This window comes from Streptomyces sp. Qhu_M48 (genome assembly GCF_051305195.1).
Classification (GTDB): Bacteria; Actinomycetota; Actinomycetes; order Streptomycetales; family Streptomycetaceae; genus Streptomyces.
This window is the reverse complement of the sequence record NZ_CP195432.1, coordinates 4,762,512-4,779,883: the sequence shown is the minus strand read 5'-3', so window position 1 is coordinate 4,779,883 and position 17,372 is coordinate 4,762,512. Positions and strand designations below refer to the sequence as shown.

Here is a 17,372-nt window from a genome sequence, read left to right as displayed (position 1 = left end):
CGGACCGGCGCGGCGGGTCCACTGTCCGAAGAAGTCCGGCCGACCGGTTCCCCCGGGGCAAGCGACCGCTTAGTATGCCACCGACCACTCGGTACGGAGGAGGCTTCCGGATGCAGGCATGGCGTGTGTACGAGAACGGGGAACCGGCCGCGGTGATGCGCCGCGAGGAGGTGGCACCACCCACACCCGGCGACGGCCAGGTCCTCCTCAGGGTCCGCGCCGCGAACGTCAACTTCCCCGACGCCCTCCTGTGCCGCGGCCACTACCAGGTACGCCCCCCGCTGCCCTTCACCCCCGGCGTCGAGGTCTGCGCGGAGACCGAGGACGGCCGCAGGGTCATCACCACCGCGGCCCTCCCGCACGGCGGCTTCGCCGAGCACGTGCTCGCCGACGCCGCCGGACTGCTCCCCGCCCCCGAGTCGCTCGACGACGCCGAGGCCGCCGCCCTCCACATCGGCTACCAGACCGGCTGGTTCGGCCTGCACCGCCGTGCCGCCCTCCAGGAGGGCGAGACCCTCCTGGTCCACGCGGCCGCCGGCGGCGTCGGCAGCGCCGCCGTCCAGCTCGGCAAGGCCGCCGGCGCCACCGTCATCGGGGTCGTCGGCGGACCGGAGAAGGCCGCCGTCGCCCGCGCGCTCGGCTGCGACGTGGTCGTCGACCGGCGAGCGGAGGACGTCGTCGCCGCCGTCAAGGCCGCGACCGGCGGCCGGGGCGCCGACGTGATCTACGACCCGGTCGGCGGCGAGGCCTACCAGCAGTCCGCCAAGTGCGTCGCCTTCGAGGGCCGGATCGTGGTCGTCGGCTTCGCGAGCGGCACCGTCCCCGCGCCCGCCCTCAACCACGCCCTGGTGAAGAACTACTCGGTCCTCGGCCTCCACTGGGGCCTGTACGCGGCGAAGGACCCTGCCTCGATCGGGCGCTGCCACGAGACCCTCACGGCCTACGCCGCCAAGGGCCTCATCAAGCCGCTCATCGGTGAGCGCGTCCCCTTCGCCGGCGCCGCGGACGCCGTCCAGCGGGTCGCCGACGGCACCACCACCGGGCGCCTCGTCGTCCTCCCGGAAGGGGCCCACGCATGACCGACGCCGACGAACTCCGCTCCCTCACAAGGGCATTGCTGGCCGACCACCCGCCGGCCACCACCGACCGCACCGACTTCCTGCGCGCCCGCTTCGACGCCGGACTCGCCTGGGTGCACTACCCGGTCGGCCTCGGCGGGCTCGACGCGCCCCGCGCCCTCCAGACCGTCGTCGACGCCGAACTCGCCGCCGCCGGAGCGTCCGACAACGACCCGCGCAAGATCGGCATCGGCCTCGGCATGGCCGCCCCCACCGTCCTCGCCCACGGCTCCGAGGAGGTCAGGCGGCGCTTCCTGCGGCCCCTCTGGGTCGGCGAGGAGGTGTGGTGCCAGCTCTTCAGCGAGCCCGGCGCGGGCTCCGACCTCGCCGCGCTCGCCACCCGCGCCGTCCGCGACGGCGAGGACTGGGTGGTCGACGGGCAGAAGGTGTGGACCTCCAGCGCCCACACGGCCCGCTGGGCCATCCTCATCGCCCGCACCGACCCCGACGCCCCCAAGCACCGGGGCATCACCTACTTCGTCTGCGACATGACGGCCCCCGGTGTGGAGGTCCGGCCGCTGCGCCAGATCACCGGCGAGGCCGAGTTCAACGAGGTCTTCCTCACCGGGGTCCGCATCCCCGACGCCCACCGCCTCGGCGAGGTCGGCGACGGCTGGCGGGTCGCCCAGACCACCCTCATGAACGAGCGGGTCTCCATCGGCGGCGCCCGCATCCCCCGCGAGGGCGGCATGATCGGGAAGGCCGCCACGACCTGGCGCGAGCGCCCCGAGCTGCGCACCCACGACCTCCACCGGCGCCTCCTCGACCTCTGGGTCGACGCCGAGGTGGCCAGGCTCTCCGGGGAACGGCTCCGTCAGCAGCTCGTCGCGGGCCGGCCCGGCCCCGAGGGCAGCGCGATGAAGCTCGCCTTCGCCCGCCTCAACCAGGCCATCAGCGGCCTGGAGGTCGAACTCCTCGGTGACGAGGGCCTGTTGTACGGGGAGTGGGAGATGCGCCGCCCCGACCTGGTCGACTTCACCGGCCGCGACGCCGGCTACCGCTATCTGCGGTCCAAGGGCAACTCGATCGAGGGCGGGACCAGCGAGGTGCTGCTCAACATCGTCGCCGAGCGGGTCCTGGGCCTGCCGCCCGAGCCCCGCAACGACAAGGACGTCGCCTGGAAGGACCTCGCCCGATGACGGAACAGACGGAACAGACGGAACAGACGGAACAGACGGAACAGACGGAACAGCCCCTCGACCTCCTCTACTCGGAGACCGAGGACGACCTGCGCGCGGCCGTCCGCGCCCTGCTCGCCGACCGGGCCGGCCACCAGACCCTCCTCGGCCGGATCGAGACGGACAGCCCGTACGTCCCCGGCCTGTGGAAGTCGCTCGCGGCCGACATCGGAGCGGCCGGCCTCCTCGTTCCCGAGAAGCTCGGCGGTCAGGGCGCGAGCCACCGCGAGGCCGCCGTCGTCCTGGAGGAGCTCGGCCGCGCGGTGACCCCGCTGCCGTACCTGACGAGCGCGGTGGTGGCCACCGAGACCCTGCTCGCCCTGGCGGGGGAGAGCGACGAGACGGCCGCGCTGCTCGCGGACCTCGCGAGCGGCCGTACGGTCGCGGTCCTCGCCGTACCGCTGTCGACCGCACCCGACGCCGACGCGGCGACAGGTCCCTCCGCGTCCGGGGTCGCCGACGCCACCGCCGCCGACGTGTTCCTCGTCCCCCGCGCCGACGGCCTGTACGCCGTACCCGCGGGGGAGGCGACCGTCGAGCCGCGGACCCCGCTCGACCTCACCCGTCCGCTCGCCACGGTCACCACCGGGGCCGGGAGCGGCACCCGGCTCGCGGGGCCCGAGGCCTCCCGCGCGGCGGTCCGGCGCGGACTCCTCTCCGGGGCCGGACTCCTCGCCTCCGAGCAGCTCGGTCTCGCCGAGTGGTGCCTGGAGGAGACCGTCCGGTACACCCGCGAGCGCCACCAGTTCAACCGCCCGGTCGGCTCCTTCCAGGCCCTCAAGCACCGCATGGCCCAGCTCTGGCTGGACCTCGTCGGGGCCCGGGCGGCCGCCCGGGCCGCGGCCGACGCGCTGGCCACCGGGAGCGCGGACGCCCCGCTGACCGTCGCCGTCGCGCAGGCGTACTGCTCCAAGGTGGCCGTCCGGGCCGCCGAGGAGTGCGTCCAGCTGCACGGCGGGATCGGGATGACGTGGGAGCACCCCGCCCATCTGGCCCTGAAGCGGGCCAAGTCCGACCAGATCGCCCTGGGTTCGGCGGGCCGGCATCAGGACGCGATCGCCGCCCTCGTCGGCCTGGCGCCCCCCGTGTAAGGGGCCGCCGCGTCCACACCCCTTTACATACTGTTTAATTGCAATCTCTTCGCAATAACAGTTGATCTCCAAAAGGGGTGTGGACACGATGACCGCCCGATTCCTCCGCGGCACGGCCGCCGCGACGCTCACGGGGGCCCTGGCCCTCGCGGCGGCGGCCTGCTCGAACCCCGGCTCCACCGCCGGGGGCACCGGCGGACCCAAGGATTCCGCGGTCGTCGGCATCGCCTACGAGCCGGAGACCCTCAGCCCGCTCCTCGGCTACGGCAAGGACGGCAACTCCAAGATCTTCGACGGGCTCCTCGCCTTCGACGCCGACATGAAGCTCCAGCCGGCGCTCGCGAGCGAGCTGCCGCGGATCGGCGACGGCGGCCTCACCTACACGTACACCCTCCGCAAGGGCGTCACCTTCAGCGACGGCGCCCCCTTCACGGCGAAGGACGTCGTCTTCACCTACCGGACGATCCTCGACCCGAAGACGAACAACGCCTCCCGCACCGAGCTCGACGCCCTCAAGAGCGTCGAGGCGGTCGGCGACGACACCGTCGTCTTCCGGCTCAAGTACCCCTACGCGCCCTTCGCCGAGCGCACCGTCCACGCCATCGCCCCCGAGCACGTCGCGGCGCAGCAGGACGTCAACACCGGTGCCTTCACCACCAAGCCGATCGGCACCGGCCCCTACGTCCTCACCGGCTGGTCCAAGGGCGAGAAGCTCAGCTTCAAGGCCAACCCCACCTACTGGAACGGCGTGCCCGCGGTGAAGAAGTTCACCATGGCGATCATCAAGGACGACGACGTCCGCGCCACCCGGCTCCGCGCCGGAGACCTCGACGGCGCCGTCCTGCCGCCCAACCTCGCGGCCGGGTTCAAGGGCGACAAGACGAAGAAGACGTGGCAGGCGAAGACCTACGACTACCGTACGGTCACCCTCCCCACCCACAACAAGGTCGCCGGCGACACCGCCGTCCGGCGCGCCCTCGACCTGGCCGTCGACCGGCAGGCCATGGTCGACCAGATCCTCGAAGGCGCCGGGAAGCCCGCCTACGGGCCCGTCCCCACCGACAGCCCCTGGTTCGCGAAGGGCACCGAGCGCCGCCACGACCTCGCCGGCGCGCGGAAGATCCTCGACGAGGCCGGCTGGAAGCCCGGCCCCGACGGCGTCCGCGTCAGGAACGGTGTCCGCGCCACCTTCCCGATCTGGTACCTCTCCGGCGACAAGCTCCGCCAGGACCACGCCCTCGCGTACGTCTCCGACGCCAAGAAGGCCGGCATCGACATCACCGCCCAGGCCGGCACCTGGGAGGTCATCGAGCCCCGGATGAAGACCGACGCGGTCCTCGCGGGCGGCGGGTCGCCCGGCGACCCCGACTTCGACCAGTACCTGCTCCTGAACTCCGCCCTCGCCGGCGACGGCTTCAACAACATGGCCTGGTACGACAACAAGGCCGTCGACCGCGCCCTGGAGGACGGGCGCCGCACCGACGACCTCACCGAGCGCCGTGCCGCGTACGACACCGTCCAGCGCGAACTGGTGAAGAACCCCGGCTACACCTTCCTCACCCACATCGACCACCTCTACGTCGTCGACGACGCCTGGGACGGCCTCGACACCCAGACCGAGCCGCACGACCACGGCCTCGCCTCCGGCCCCTGGTGGAACGTCGAGAGCTGGAAGCCGAAGACCGCCGGAGCGACGCAGAAGTGAAGCGCCGCCTCCCCTGGGGGGCCATGGCGCGGATGACGGGACGGCGCGCCCTGGCCGCCGTCCCCGTCCTCCTCGGCGTCACCTTCGCGGTGTTCGCCGTCGCCGAAGCCTCCCCGTTCGACCCCGTCAAGGCCTACGCCGGCACCGCTGGACTCACCGCCTCGCAGGAGAACCTCGACCAGCTCCGCGCCAACCTCGGCGTCGACCGGCCCCTCCTCACCCGCTGGTGGGAGTGGCTCACCTCGGCCCTCACCGGCGACCTCGGCGACTCCGCCGTCATGCGCCGCCCCGTCGCCGAGGTCATCGGCGAACGCCTCGGCTGGTCCGTCATCCTCGCCGTCACCGCCTTCCTCGTCGCCATCGTCCTCGGCACCCTCCTCGGCGTCCTCGCCGGACGCCGTCGCGGCGGCCTCGTCGACCGGGCCGTCAGCTCCGTCGCGTACACCCTGGAAGCCGCCCCCGCCTTCTGGCTCGGCCTCCTCGCCATCTGGTTCTTCGCCCTCCAGCTGGGCGCCCTGCCCGCCGGCGGCCTCACCGACACCGCGAGCGACACCGTCACCCTCGACCAGGTCGCCCGCCACCTCGTGCTGCCCGCGCTCGTCCTCGGCCTCTCGCAGCTGCCGTGGTTCTTCCTCTACGTCCGCCAGGGCGTCGGCGACGCCCTCGACGAGGACCCCGTCCGCGGCGCCCGCGCCCGCGGCCTGCGCGAACGCACCGTCCTCACCGGCCACGCCCTCCGCTCCGGAATGCTGCCCATGCTCACCCTCGTCGGCTCCCGCGTCCCCGAGCTGATCACCGGAGCCCTGCTCGTGGAGACCGTCTTCAGCTGGCCCGGCATCGCCGCCGCCACCGTCACGGCGGCCACCTCCGTCGACTTCCCGCTCCTCGCCGCGCTCACGGTGCTCGCCACCGCCGCCGTACTCCTCGGCAACCTCCTCTCCGACCTCCTGTACGGACTCGCCGACCCGAGGGTGGGCTTCGATGGCTGACCCGCGCACCCACCGCCTGCGGCTCTGGAGCTCCGCCGTCGTCGTCGGCGTCGTCCTCCTGGCCGTCCTCGTGGTGCCGCCGTTCGTCCAGCTCGACGAACAGGCCGTCGACCTCTCCAGGAAACTCCTCCCGCCCTCCTGGGACCACCCCTTCGGCACCGACGACCTCGGCCGCGACCTCCTCCTGCGCTGCGTCTACGGCCTGCGGGTCTCCCTCCTCGTGGGACTCGTCGCCGCGCTCGTCGCCACCGTCGTAGGCACCGCGGTCGGGGCGGCGGCCGGAGCCCTCGGCGGCTGGATCGACCGCACCCTCATGCGGCTCGTCGACGCCTTCTCCTCCGTGCCGCACCTGCTCCTCGGCATCTTCGTGGTGGCCCTCTTCCGGCCCGGCGTCTGGCCCGTCATCGCCTCCGTCGCCGTCACCCACTGGCTCTCCACCGCCCGGATCGTGCGCTCCGAGGTCCTCTCCCTGCGCACCCGGCCGTTCGTCGACGCCGCCGTCTCCGGCGGCGCCTCCCGGTGGCGCGTCACCGTACGGCACCTGCTGCCCGCCGTCCTGCCGCAGGCCGGACTCGCCGCCGTCCTGATGGTCCCGCACGCCATGTGGCACGAGTCCGCGCTGTCCTTCCTCGGCCTGGGCCTGCCCAGCCACCAGGCCAGCCTCGGCAACCTCGTACAGAACGCCCGCTCCTCGCTCCTCGCCGGGTACGGCTGGCCGACCCTCTTCCCCGGCGTCCTGCTCATCGTGCCGACCCTCGCCATCGCCGGGCTCGCCGGCGTCTGGCGCGACCGGCTCAACCCGCGCCGTCGATCGGAGCTGATGCTGTGAACGCCCCGCCCGCTCCCGGACGCAAGGTCCTGCGCGCACTCGACGCCGTCGCCGCCGAGCGGGCCGGGGACGCCGTCCTCAGCGTCCGCGACCTCACCGTCCGCTTCCGGCTCCGGGGCGGCCGTACCGTCGCCGCCGTCACCGACGCCGACTTCGACCTCGCGGCGGGCGAGTGCCTCGCCCTCGTCGGCGAGAGCGGCTGCGGCAAGTCCGTCCTCGCCTCCGCGCTCCTCGGCCTGCTGCCCGCCAACGCGGAGACCTCGGGCACGGCGCTGCTCGCGCCCCCCGAGGGCACAAAGGACGCGGACGCCGTCGACCTGCTCGCCGCCGACGAGAGGACCCTCGCCCGCACCGTACGGGGCCGCCGCGTCGGCCTCGTACCGCAGAGCCCCGCCGCCCACCTCACCCCCGTCCGCACCGTACGGTCCCAGCTGGAGGAGACCGTCCGCGCCCTCACCGGCACCTCCCGCCGGGCCCGCGGGAAGGCCGCCGAGGACGCCGCCGCACGGGCCGCCTTCCCCGCCGGACACCTCGACCGCTACCCGCACGAACTCTCCGGCGGCCTCGCCCAGCGCGCCGCCACCGCCCTCGCCCTCATCGGCGACGCCCGGCTGCTCCTCGCCGACGAGCCCACCACGGGTCTCGACCGCGACCTCGTCGACCGCACCGTCGACGAACTGCGCCGCCACGCCGACGACGGCCGCGGCCTGCTCCTCATCACCCACGACCTGGCCGCCGCCGAACGCATCGCCGACCGCGTAGCCGTCATGTACGCGGGTCGGATCGTCGAGATCGCCCCCGCCCACCGCTTCTTCGGCTCCGCGGGCCCCCGCCACCCCTACGCCAGGGGACTCCTCGACGCCCTCCCCGACCGGGGGTTCACCCCGATCCCCGGCATGCCCCCGGAACTCTCCGCGCTCCCCGAGGGGTGCGCCTTCGCCCCGCGCTGCCCCGCGGCCACCGAACTCTGCGCCACCCGACCCGCGTTCACCGCCGGCGTGGCCTGCCACCACCCGGAGCGCCCCCGTGCTTGAACTCGACGCCGTCACCGCCGGCTACGACCGCCGCACCCCCGTCTTCCGTGGCGCCTCGCTCACCGTCGCCCCCGGCGAGTCCGTCGGACTCCTCGGCCCCAGCGGCTGCGGCAAGTCCACCCTCGCCCGGGTCGCCGCGCTCCTCCACCGCCCCCACGCGGGCCGCCTCGTCCTCGACGGCACCGAGATCCGCGCCTGGCGCCACCGCGCCCCGCGCGAACTCCGCACCGCCGTCGGCGTCGTCTTCCAACAGCCCCGCACCGCCGCCGACCCCCGGCTCACCCTCGCCGACCTCGTCGTCGAGCCGCTGCGCGCCACCGGACGGCGCGCCGAGGCCCCGGCCCGGCTCGCCGAACTCGCCCCGGCCGTCGGCCTCACCCCCGACCTCCTCGTCCGCCGCCCCCACGAGGTCAGCGACGGTCAGCTCCAACGCGCCTGTCTGGGCCGCGCCCTGGCCCTGCGCCCCCGCTGGCTCATCTGCGACGAGATGACCGCGATGCTCGACGCCTCCACGACAGCCGCCCTGGTCACCGCCGTCGAGGCCTACCGGGCCGACACCGGCGCCGGCCTCCTCGCCGTCGGCCACGACCGCGTCCTGCTGAGCCGCTGGTGCGACCGTACGGTGGAGTGGAAGGACTGCCTGCCCGCCGAGGAGAGCCCCGCCTCCCCACCACCCGGCGGCTGAGCCCGGACGGATCTCACCCGTATGGCCGCCGCGCCATACGCCCGGACGGACCGCCCATTCCGCCACACTGTCCGCCGAACGCCGCAATTCCGGTGCGGCGACGGAGGGACGTGAACGCGATGGCCGTTTCCATTTCTGTCCTGGTGCTGCTGCTGGTGCTGGCCGTGATCTTCCTGCGGAGCGGCGGGCTCAAACTGACCCACGCGCTCGTCTGCGCCCTGCTCGGCTTCTTCCTCGCCGGCACCAGCATGGCGCCCACCATCCACAACGGGGTCGCGGCCACCGCCGACGTGGTCTCCAGCCTCAGGCCGTGATCATTGCGCGGTCGTGAACTGCCTATGAAACGCAGGCCAGTTGCATGTACATCTCACGGACTCGGGCCTAGCGTCGGCCGTCGGCGCGACAGACGCCGGCAACCCGAGGAGCCGCAGTGACCACGCCCCCGCCACCAAGACGAGCCCGCGCGCTCGTGCTGATCGCCGCGCTGAGCGCGACCCTCCTCGCGGGCGCCGCCCCCGTCGCCCAGGCCGAGGAGATACCGCTCGCCATCGGCCACCGGCTCGTCGACCACTACGACGGCGCCCCCGGCACCGCTCGGCCCGTGCCCGGCAAGGGCACCGCCCAGCACCCGCACCTCGCCCCCAACGGGCGCAGCGGGATGCACGCCGACGGCGCGGGCAGCGGCACCCACCCCTACCCCGGGCCGCTCGGCCGCGCCCCGCGCGTGGACAGCGAGAAGATCGCCCCCGTCGGCGGTGAGTGCGCCACCGTCACCTTCGACTCCGGCGGCCGGCTCGTCACCGTGTGCGGCACCTTCAACGGCTTCCTGCTGAAGCTGCTCGACCCGGGCACCCTGGACACCCTCGCCGAGTACAAGCTGCCGCAGCGCTCCTCCACGGTCGAGGCCATCACCCGCCTGGACTTCGAGAAGATCTTCAAGGACACCTCCGGCGGCGCCTACTTCTACCTCGACAACCAGGACAGGGTCGTCCTCGCCGACTCCCGGCAGCACATCCAGCGCATCGCCCACCGCCAGAAGGTCGACGGCGCCTGGGAGTTCGTCGTCGAGAACGACTGGGACCTCACCTCCCTCGTCCCGCACGACTGCGTCACCTGGACCAACCTCCTCCCCAGCGGCGTCTGCGACCCCGTCACCTCCGTCATGCCGGACTGGGACGGCCGCATCTGGTGGGTCACCCGCCTCGGCCGCGTCGGCACCGTCGACCCCGCCACGGGCGCGCTCCGCGCGATCCGGCTGGCGGGCGAGGAGATCCAGAACTCCTTCTCCGTCGCCGAGGACGGCGTCTCCCTCGTCACCGACCACGCCCTGTACAGCTTCGAGGCCGACGCCGACGGGGTCCCGCGCGTGCGGTGGCGCGAGGTGTACGACCGGGGGACCGGCACCAAGCCCGGTTCGGTGAACCAGGGTTCGGGCACCACCCCCGACCTCTTCGGCACCGGTGACGAGTACGTCGCCATCACCGACAACGCCGACGACCGGATGAACGTCCTCGTCTACCGCAGGGGCGTCGACGTCCCCGCCGCCGAGCGCCTCGTCTGCAAGGTGCCGGTCTTCGGCTCCGGAGCCTCCACCACCGACAACTCGCTGATCAGCTGGGGTAACAGCCTCGTCGTCGAGAACAACTACGGCTACGAGAACCCGAGCACGCTCCTCCTCGGCAAGAGCGTCGTCGGCGGCGCGACCCGGATCGACGTCCGCGCCGACGGCAGCGGTTGCGACACCGTCTGGGAGAGCGACGTCCGCTCGCCCTCGACCGTGCCGAAGCTCTCCACCGCCAACGGCCTGCTCTACTTCTACGAGAAGCGCCCCAACTCCTTGGGCATCGACGCCTGGTACCTCACGGCCGTCGACTTCCGCACCGGCCGGCGGGTCTTCAGCCGCTTCACCGGCACCGGCCTCTCGTACGACAACAACTGGGCCCCGATCACCCTCGGGCCCGACGGCACCGCGTACGTGGGCGTGTTCAACGGCATCATCGCCGTCCGCGACACCGCCTGACGCGCACGGAACCGCCCCGGGACCTCGGTCCCGGGGCGGTTCCGCTCTCCCGTACCGCTCAGGTGAACTCGGGCATGTCGCCGACGGTGGTCCTGAGGTCGATCACGGCGAACGCGGCCCCCTGCGGGTCCAGGATCGCCGCGAAACGGCCGAAGGGACTGTCCATCGGCCCGAACACCTTCCGTCCACCGAGGCGTTCGGCCGCCTCTACGGCCTTGTCGCAGTTGTCGACGGCGAAGTACAGCTGGATGTACGAGGGGATCTCCGGCGGGAAGTCCTCCGTCGTCATCACCATCCGGCCGAGCACCGGATCGGCACCGAGGTCGAAGACCCGGTAGTCCATCTCCCCGTCCCGCATCGTCTTGGAGCCGTATCCGAAGACCGTGGTGAAGAACGGGTCGGCCTTCGCCGGCTCCCGGGTGAAGACCTCGGCCCAGGCGTACGAGCCGGTCTCGCCCTGCAGCTCGAAGCCCGTGTGCTCACCCGGCTGCCAGACGCCGAACGTGGCACCCGACGGCTCCTGCGCGAGGCACATCGTGCCGAAGTCGCCGACCTGCATCGGCTCCATGAGGACGGTGCCGCCCGCGCTCCGGATCCGCTCCGCCGTGGCGGCGGCGTCGGGGGAGGAGAGGTACAGACACCAGGCCGACGGCATGTCGCCGTCCTGCCCCGGCATCGGCGGCACGACGGCCGCGACCGCCTTCCCGTTCTTGTACGCCTGCGTGTAGTTGCCGTACTCGGAGGAGGACTCGCCGAAGGTCCAGCCGAGCACGTCGCCGTAGAACGTCTTGGCGCCCTCGACGTCGTTGAACATCGCGTCGGCCCAGATCGGCGTGCCTGCGGGTGATGCGCCCATGACGGTGACTCCCACTTCCGCTTCGATGACGTGTTCCTACGAGCCACGCTAGTCACGGCCGCCCCGGGGCGCTCGGTGACACGGTGTGACCACCCCCGGATGCCCCGGTCAGGCCGGGAGCGCCGGGGGGACCACGGAGACCGGGCAGTGCGCGTGGTGCAGCACCGCGTGGGCGACCGAGCCGATCAGCAGCGATCCGAAGCGGTGCCGGTGATGGCGGCCCACGACCAGCAGTCCGGCGTCCCGCGAGCCCTCCACCAGGCGTCCCGCCGCGTCACCCGGCACCACCGCCGGGCGCAGGTCGACCCCCGGCCACCGTGCCGCGAACGGGACCAGCCGTTCCTCCTGCTCCCGCGCCGCCCCCCGGACGAGCCCCTCCGTCTCGTCCGCGAGCGGCAGGGGCGGCGGCACCTGGAGCGCCGGGGCGGGGGAGACCATCAGGGCGCTGGGCTGCGGAGGCACCCGGAACGCCGTCACCACCTCCAGGGGGACGCCCCGGTGGTGCGCCGCCTCGAAGGCGAAGGCGATCACCTCGTCAGGAGTCTCCTCCGTCTGCAGTCCGAGCAGCACCCGGCCCGCCTCCGCGCCGCCCTCCAGGACGGCCGCCCGGGCCTCGTGCGGGACGACGACGAGCGGGCAGGGGGCCGTCGAGGCGAGGGTGCGGCTGGTCGAGCCGAGCAGCAGGCTCGCGAAACCGCCGTGGCCACGGGAACCGGTCACCAGGAGCCGTGCGCCCCGGGCCGCTGTCGGCAGGGCGTCGGTCACCGACCCGTCCAAGGACTCGTACCGCACGGGAACGCCGTGCCCGCGCTCCTCCACCCCGTTCCGTACGGCCGTCACGACCGCGTCGGGAATCTCGGGCGACCCGCCGAGGGAGGCGATCCGGGCGGCGCCGAGCTGCAGGGCGTCGGAGCGCACATGGGCCACGACCAGCGGAGATCCCAGGTGCTCGGCGGCGCTCAGGGCCCACTCCAGGGCCCGGAGACTGTGCTCGGAGCCGTCCACTCCGACGACGACGGGCGGCCCGGACGCGGTACTCGTGTCACTCATGGGGGAATGACTCCCGCGCCCGCGCGAACGCCACACCGGTGTTTTCCCGCGGGCCGGTGAGCGAACGCCACACCGGTGCGGAGCGGTGGAGACCGGGCCGGTGACCGGGCGCGCGGCCGGTCACCGGCCCGCGGAAACGAAGCAGGACCGGCCCCCCGCTCGTCACGGGGGGCCGGTCCTGGGGGAGACGATCAGGCGTTCTCGTCGCGGCGCGCCCGCTCCGCGTCGCGCTCCTTGATGCGGACGGTCTCCTTGCGGACCTCCGCCTGGGTGGCGCGCTCCTTCTGCAGCCACTCGGGGAGCTCCTGCTTGAGGGCGTCGATCTGCTCGGTGGTGAGCGCCTCGGTGATGCCGCCGCGCGCGAGACCGGCGATGGAGACGCCGAGCTTCTGCGCGACCACCGGGCGGGGGTGCGGGCCGTTCTTCCGGAGCTCCTGGAGCCAGGCGGGCGGATCGGTCTGGAGCTCGTTCAGTTCGGAGCGCGAGACGACACCCTCCTGGAACTCCGCGGGGGTGGCCTCGAGGTACACACCCAGCTTCTTCGCCGCGGTGGCGGGCTTCATCGTCTGGGTGTTCTGGTGCGACGTCATGGTGTCAAGGGTATCGAGCGTGCGGCCGGGTTCCGACCACGGCAGCTACCGGTAACCTGGCCGGGTGACAGGCTCGGACGCTTCCCCCTCAGACTCCCCCGTGGTCGCCGCCTCGGACTCCTCCTCCTTCCGGCTGGCGTACGTCCCCGGAGTGACCCCCTCGAAGTGGGTGCGGGTCTGGAACGAGCGGCTGCCCGACGTGCCCCTCACCCTTCTCTCCCTGACGCCCGCCGAGGCCTTCGGCGCCCTCCGGGAGGGCGCGGCCGACGCCGGTCTGGTCCGGCTCCCGGTCGACGGGGACGATCTGAGCGCCATCCCGCTCTACACGGAGACGACGGTCGTCGTCCTCCCCAAGGACCACCCGCTCGCGGCGGCCGAGGAGGTGTCGGCCGAGGACCTCGCGGAGGAGCTCGTCCTGCACCCGCTCGACGACACCCTCGGCTGGGAGCGCCCGCCGGGCCGCCCGGCGAACGAACGCCCCGCGACGACCGCCGACGCGATCGAGCTGGTCGCGGCGGGTGTCGGTCTGCTGGCCGTGCCCCAGTCCCTCGCCCGGCTGCACCACCGCAAGGACCTCACCTACCGGACGCTGACGGAGGGCGCGCAGTCGCGGGTGGCCCTGTCGTGGCCGGCCGCCGACGAGGCGCCCGACCTGGTGGAGGAGTTCATCGGCATCGTGCGCGGCCGCACGGTGAACAGCACCCGCGGCCGCCGCGCCGAGGCCCAGAAGGGCCAGAAGCAGCCGAAGGAGCAGAAGGGCGCCGGCAAGCCCGCCAGGTCCGGGAAGCCGGGTGCGGGCGCGCGTACCGGCCGGCCCACGGCCCGGAAGCCCGGCGGCGCCGGAGGCTCCGGCCGGGGCCGCACCGGCGGGAAGCCCCGCAAGCGGTCCTGAGCCGGCCCCGTCCGTACGGCGGACGCCGCCCGCTCCGGCGGGGGGCCGCTCGTCATACTGACCCCTCCTGATCATCGAGATCACACAGGAGGAGCTTTGGCCGCCAGTTTCAGGACCGTCGTCGAGGTCGGCGCGGACCATCTCGACCAGGCCCGGTCCATCGACCGGGTCTTCCAGCGGGCGATCGCGCCGGCGACCGTCAACTTCGACTTCGAGGCGATACGGGAGGCCGCGGCGGCCGTTCCGGACAGCACCGTGGTGAAGATGGTGCGGGGCTGGGGGCTCCAGGAGTACGCCCCCGTCCTGGTGATGGTGCTCTCCCTCAAGGAGGCCGTCCGGCAGGCGCTTCCGCCCGAGTGCGCGGAGGCCGGGTTCTGGTCCACCGTCGAGCGGGAGCTCGTCCGGGCCTTCACGGGGCTCGCCGCGCAGGAGGGGCTGCCCGGTCTCTCCTTCTACGAGGAGACCGGGGAGCGGACCCGTTTCTACCGGGACCTGTTCTTCGCCCTCCAGGATGAGGAGACCGGAGAGTACATGTACGCCCTGGCCTTCTGCGTCGACGTGACGGTCGAGCTGCCGAAGGCGGAGGCCGTCGCCCTCGAACTGACCGACGTCGTGCCGTTCGCGGTGCGGCTCAACGCGATCGTGGTCCGCCAGGCCCTGGGTCTCGTGGCCTGACGTACCCCGTCGAACTGTTCCACCGGCCCGCCGTCCCGGGCCGGACCCCCCCCTCCGCCTCCCTCAGTCCTTCGGGCGCCGACGCCCGCCCCGGGCCGCCGCGACCAGCTCCGGCACCGTGGCCAGCTTGACCCGGGGACGCCCCGCGTCCCGGCCCCTGGCCCGCTCGGTCCGGTCGATGGCCGCGAGCCCCCGCGCGTCGACGAGGTGCCGGCTGCGGCGCTGTGCCAGCCGGCGGAACTCCCGCGCCGTGCCCGTCGGTGCCGGGAGCGTACCCGCGACCGCGTCCGCGAGCAGCGTCCCGACGGTCTCCTCCGCGCAGGCGCGGTTGGCCCCGATGCCCCCGGACGGCCCGCGCTTGATCCAGCCGACGACATAGCAGCCGGGCAGGCCCGCGATCCGGCCCGCCTCGTGCGGCACCGTGCCGGTCGCCTCGTCGAAGGGCAGCCCCGCCAGCGGCACCCCCCGGTATCCGATCGCCCGGACGAGGAGCCCCGCCGCGATCTCCGTACCGTCCGCGGAGCCCGCCCCGGTCACCCGGACCGCCCGTACGGAGTCGGTGCCGAGCGCCTCGACCGGGGCGGAGTGGAAGCGCAGCACGATCCGGCGCCGGTCCGGCGCGGGAGCGCGCGACCAGTCCACCGCCTCCCGGGCCACGCCCCCGAGGAGCGCGGCCTTCTCCCCGGCCGCCGCCGCGTCGACGGCCGCGCCGGTGCGCGGGTCCCCGTCGTCGACGACCAGGTCCACGCCCGGCAGGTGCTTCAGAGCGAGCAGCTCGGACGCCGTGTACGCCGCGTGCTCGGGCCCCCGGCGGCCGAGCAGCACCACCTCGCGGACCCGGGTGCCCCGCAGCGCCGCGAGGGCGTGGTCGGCGATGTCCGTACCGGCGAGGGCGTCGGGATCCGTGACGAGGACCCGGGCGACGTCGAGGGCGACGTTGCCGTTGCCGACCACGACGACCCGCTCGGCGGAGAGCCGGACCGCGTCCGCGCCGGTCTCGGGGTGCGCGTTGTACCAGGAGACGACGGAGGTCGCCGAGACGCTGCCGGGCAGCTCCTCGCCGGGGATGCCGAGGCGCCGGTCGGAGGGCGCGCCCACCGCGTAGATCACCGCGTCGTGGTGGGCGGCCAGCTCCTCGACGGTGACCTCCTTGCCGACCTCCACGCCCAGCCGCATCCGGACCCGGGGGTGGGAGTGGAAGCGGGAGAAGGTCTCCCCGGCCCCCTTGGTGGCCGGGTGGTCGGGCGCCACGCCGTACCGCACGAGCCCGCCCGCCACCGGCAGCCGGTCGACCAGGGTGACCTCGGCGTTGGTGTGCAGGAGCAGGTCCTCGGCGGCGTACATGCCGGCGGGTCCGGTGCCGACGACCGCGATCCGCAGCGGGGCGAAGTCGGAGGGCAGCGAGCGGGGGAAGGTGGGGGCGCCCCAGCTGTGGAAGTTGGGCGAGGCGAGCGCCGGCGCGGGGGGCCGGTCCGCGTAGTACTCCGCGTTGATCGCCTCGTACTCCCGCAGCCGTCCGGTGAGCCGGTCCACCGGGAAGATCGCGTCGACGGGGCAGGCGTCGGCGCAGGCGCCGCAGTCGATGCAGGCCTCGGGGTCGACGTACAGCATGTCCGTGGTGCCGAAGTCCGGCTCCCCGGGCGTCGGATGGATGCAGTTGACGGGACAGACGGCGACGCAGGTCGCGTCGTTGCAGCACGTCTGGGTGATCGCGTAGGTCATGTCGTCGGCTCGGCTCTGCTCGGCTCGGAGGGGTCAGACGAGGTGGGCGCGCTGGTAGAAGAAGAGCGCGGGCCGGGTCAGCATCCCGACGTCGGCCAGGAACTCCATCAGTCCGGAGCAACTGGCGCGCAGCTGCGCCTTGTAGTGCTCGTTGGCGGCCGCCTCGCGACGGGCCCGCTCGGGGTCGAGTCCGGCGCGCACGTACACCTCGGGGTTCACCAGGCTGGTGATGATGTAGTACGCGGCGATGGCGACGACGAGGGCCTGGAAGTGGCGGCGGGTCCTGCCCGCACGGGCGAGGTGGCGGCGCGTCTCGTCCCGGGCGAACTTCATGTGCCGGGATTCCTCGACGACATGGATGTTGCTGATGGTGCGGACGAAGGGGACGACCCGCTCGTCGCGCATCCAGTCGCGCTGCATGACGTCGAGGACCTCCTCGGCGACGAGGATGCCGGCGTACGCGGCCTCGCCGAAGCCGACGGTCTTCATGAAGCGCCCGAGTTCGAGCACGGCCCGCCTGGGCCGGTAGGAGGGCGCGCCGAGCTTCTGGGAGCCGCGGGCGAACATGATCGAGTGCCGGCATTCGTCGGCGATCTCGGTGAGGGCCCACTGGAACCGGGGGTCGGTGTGGTCCATGCGGTAGATGTCGCGGAGCACCATCTGCTGGAGGATCATCTCGAACCAGATGCCGGTGCTGGCCACCGAGGCGGTCTCCTGGCGGGTCAGCTCCTTGCGCTGCTCCTCGGTCATCTCGTTCCAGTACGCCGTGCCGTAGAGGGAGTTCCACTCGGGGCTCTGCCCGTGGAAGTCCTTGTCGAGCGGGGTGTCCCAGTCGACGTCGACGGCGGGGTCGTACGACAGCTTCGCGGCCGACCGGAGCAGTCGCTCGGCGACATCCTGATCCTCGTTGTCCGGGCGAACGGTGCTGCTGGCCATGG

General features: G+C 73.4%; 17 protein-coding genes. 12 read left to right on the top strand and 5 right to left on the bottom strand.

The annotated features are described in order from the left end of the window. The first annotated feature begins 110 nt into the window (after positions 1 to 110). From ACRRSS_RS21650 to ACRRSS_RS21605, 10 genes are all read left to right on the top strand, one after another. Complete coding sequence (locus ACRRSS_RS21650; protein WP_435972775.1) at positions 111 to 1,079, top strand: NADPH:quinone oxidoreductase family protein; 969 nt, start codon at positions 111 to 113, stop codon at positions 1,077 to 1,079. Next, the gene (locus ACRRSS_RS21645) at positions 1,076 to 2,257 is read left to right on the top strand and encodes an acyl-CoA dehydrogenase family protein (RefSeq protein WP_435972774.1); all 1,182 of its coding nucleotides are present in this window, start codon (positions 1,076 to 1,078) and stop codon (positions 2,255 to 2,257) included. Before ACRRSS_RS21650 ends, ACRRSS_RS21645 begins: the two co-directional genes overlap by 4 nt. Next, positions 2,254 to 3,387: an acyl-CoA dehydrogenase family protein gene (locus ACRRSS_RS21640; protein ID WP_435972773.1), complete on the top strand. Its 1,134-nt coding sequence runs from the start codon at positions 2,254 to 2,256 to the stop codon at positions 3,385 to 3,387. The genes ACRRSS_RS21645 and ACRRSS_RS21640 overlap by 4 nt, the downstream gene beginning before the upstream one ends. An 88-nt stretch (positions 3,388 to 3,475) precedes the next feature. Then, the gene (locus ACRRSS_RS21635; RefSeq protein ID WP_435972772.1) at positions 3,476 to 5,092 is read left to right on the top strand and encodes an ABC transporter substrate-binding protein; all 1,617 of its coding nucleotides are present in this window, start codon (positions 3,476 to 3,478) and stop codon (positions 5,090 to 5,092) included. Further along, the gene (locus tag ACRRSS_RS21630) at positions 5,089 to 6,081 is read left to right on the top strand and encodes an ABC transporter permease (protein WP_435972771.1); all 993 of its coding nucleotides are present in this window, start codon (positions 5,089 to 5,091) and stop codon (positions 6,079 to 6,081) included. The genes ACRRSS_RS21635 and ACRRSS_RS21630 overlap by 4 nt, the downstream gene beginning before the upstream one ends. Then, positions 6,074 to 6,910 carry an ABC transporter permease gene (locus ACRRSS_RS21625; RefSeq protein WP_435972770.1) on the top strand — a complete coding sequence of 279 codons (837 nt, stop codon included), beginning with the start codon at positions 6,074 to 6,076 and terminating at the stop codon, positions 6,908 to 6,910. Before ACRRSS_RS21630 ends, ACRRSS_RS21625 begins: the two co-directional genes overlap by 8 nt. A gap of 29 nt (positions 6,911 to 6,939) precedes the next feature. Continuing rightward, complete coding sequence (locus tag ACRRSS_RS21620) at positions 6,940 to 7,944, top strand: ABC transporter ATP-binding protein (protein WP_435975391.1); 1,005 nt, start codon at positions 6,940 to 6,942, stop codon at positions 7,942 to 7,944. Further along, complete coding sequence (locus ACRRSS_RS21615) at positions 7,937 to 8,629, top strand: ABC transporter ATP-binding protein (protein WP_435972769.1); 693 nt, start codon at positions 7,937 to 7,939, stop codon at positions 8,627 to 8,629. Before ACRRSS_RS21620 ends, ACRRSS_RS21615 begins: the two co-directional genes overlap by 8 nt. Before the next feature lie 119 nt (positions 8,630 to 8,748). Beyond that, positions 8,749 to 8,943 carry a hypothetical protein gene (locus ACRRSS_RS21610; protein ID WP_435972768.1) on the top strand — a complete coding sequence of 65 codons (195 nt, stop codon included), beginning with the start codon at positions 8,749 to 8,751 and terminating at the stop codon, positions 8,941 to 8,943. 155 nt (positions 8,944 to 9,098) lie between these two features. Then, entirely contained in the window at positions 9,099 to 10,649 is a 1,551-nt protein-coding gene (locus tag ACRRSS_RS21605) for a hypothetical protein (protein ID WP_435972767.1), read from the top strand. A 58-nt stretch (positions 10,650 to 10,707) separates the two neighbouring features. Here the strand turns inward: ACRRSS_RS21605 and ACRRSS_RS21600 are convergent, their stop codons facing one another. The 3 genes from ACRRSS_RS21600 to ACRRSS_RS21590 form a co-directional block, all read right to left on the bottom strand. Then, positions 10,708 to 11,505, bottom strand: coding sequence for a VOC family protein (locus ACRRSS_RS21600; protein ID WP_435972766.1), 798 nt, complete (start codon positions 11,503 to 11,505; stop codon positions 10,708 to 10,710). A gap of 108 nt (positions 11,506 to 11,613) precedes the next feature. Then, positions 11,614 to 12,555, bottom strand: coding sequence for a universal stress protein (locus ACRRSS_RS21595; RefSeq protein ID WP_435972765.1), 942 nt, complete (start codon positions 12,553 to 12,555; stop codon positions 11,614 to 11,616). A gap of 191 nt (positions 12,556 to 12,746) precedes the next feature. Continuing rightward, positions 12,747 to 13,145, bottom strand: coding sequence for a DUF5997 family protein (locus ACRRSS_RS21590; protein ID WP_351900460.1), 399 nt, complete (start codon positions 13,143 to 13,145; stop codon positions 12,747 to 12,749). A 64-nt stretch (positions 13,146 to 13,209) separates the two neighbouring features. On the opposite strand from ACRRSS_RS21590, the gene ACRRSS_RS21585 reads away from it, so the two are divergent. Then, positions 13,210 to 14,037: a LysR family substrate-binding domain-containing protein gene (locus ACRRSS_RS21585; protein ID WP_435972764.1), complete on the top strand. Its 828-nt coding sequence runs from the start codon at positions 13,210 to 13,212 to the stop codon at positions 14,035 to 14,037. 96 nt (positions 14,038 to 14,133) lie between these two features. Continuing rightward, positions 14,134 to 14,712 (top strand): Type-2Aa cytolytic delta-endotoxin, encoded by a 579-nt coding sequence (locus tag ACRRSS_RS21580; protein WP_435972763.1) that lies wholly within the window; start codon positions 14,134 to 14,136, stop codon positions 14,710 to 14,712. Positions 14,713 to 14,775: 63 nt separating this feature from the next. Here the strand turns inward: ACRRSS_RS21580 and ACRRSS_RS21575 are convergent, their stop codons facing one another. Both ACRRSS_RS21575 and ACRRSS_RS21570 read right to left on the bottom strand, forming a co-directional pair. Next, positions 14,776 to 16,434, bottom strand: coding sequence for an FAD-dependent oxidoreductase (locus tag ACRRSS_RS21575; protein WP_435972762.1), 1,659 nt, complete (start codon positions 16,432 to 16,434; stop codon positions 14,776 to 14,778). Positions 16,435 to 16,467: 33 nt separating this feature from the next. Further along, positions 16,468 to 17,370, bottom strand: coding sequence for an AurF N-oxygenase family protein (locus tag ACRRSS_RS21570; RefSeq protein ID WP_435972761.1), 903 nt, complete (start codon positions 17,368 to 17,370; stop codon positions 16,468 to 16,470). Between the last annotated feature and the right edge of the window lie 2 nt (positions 17,371 to 17,372).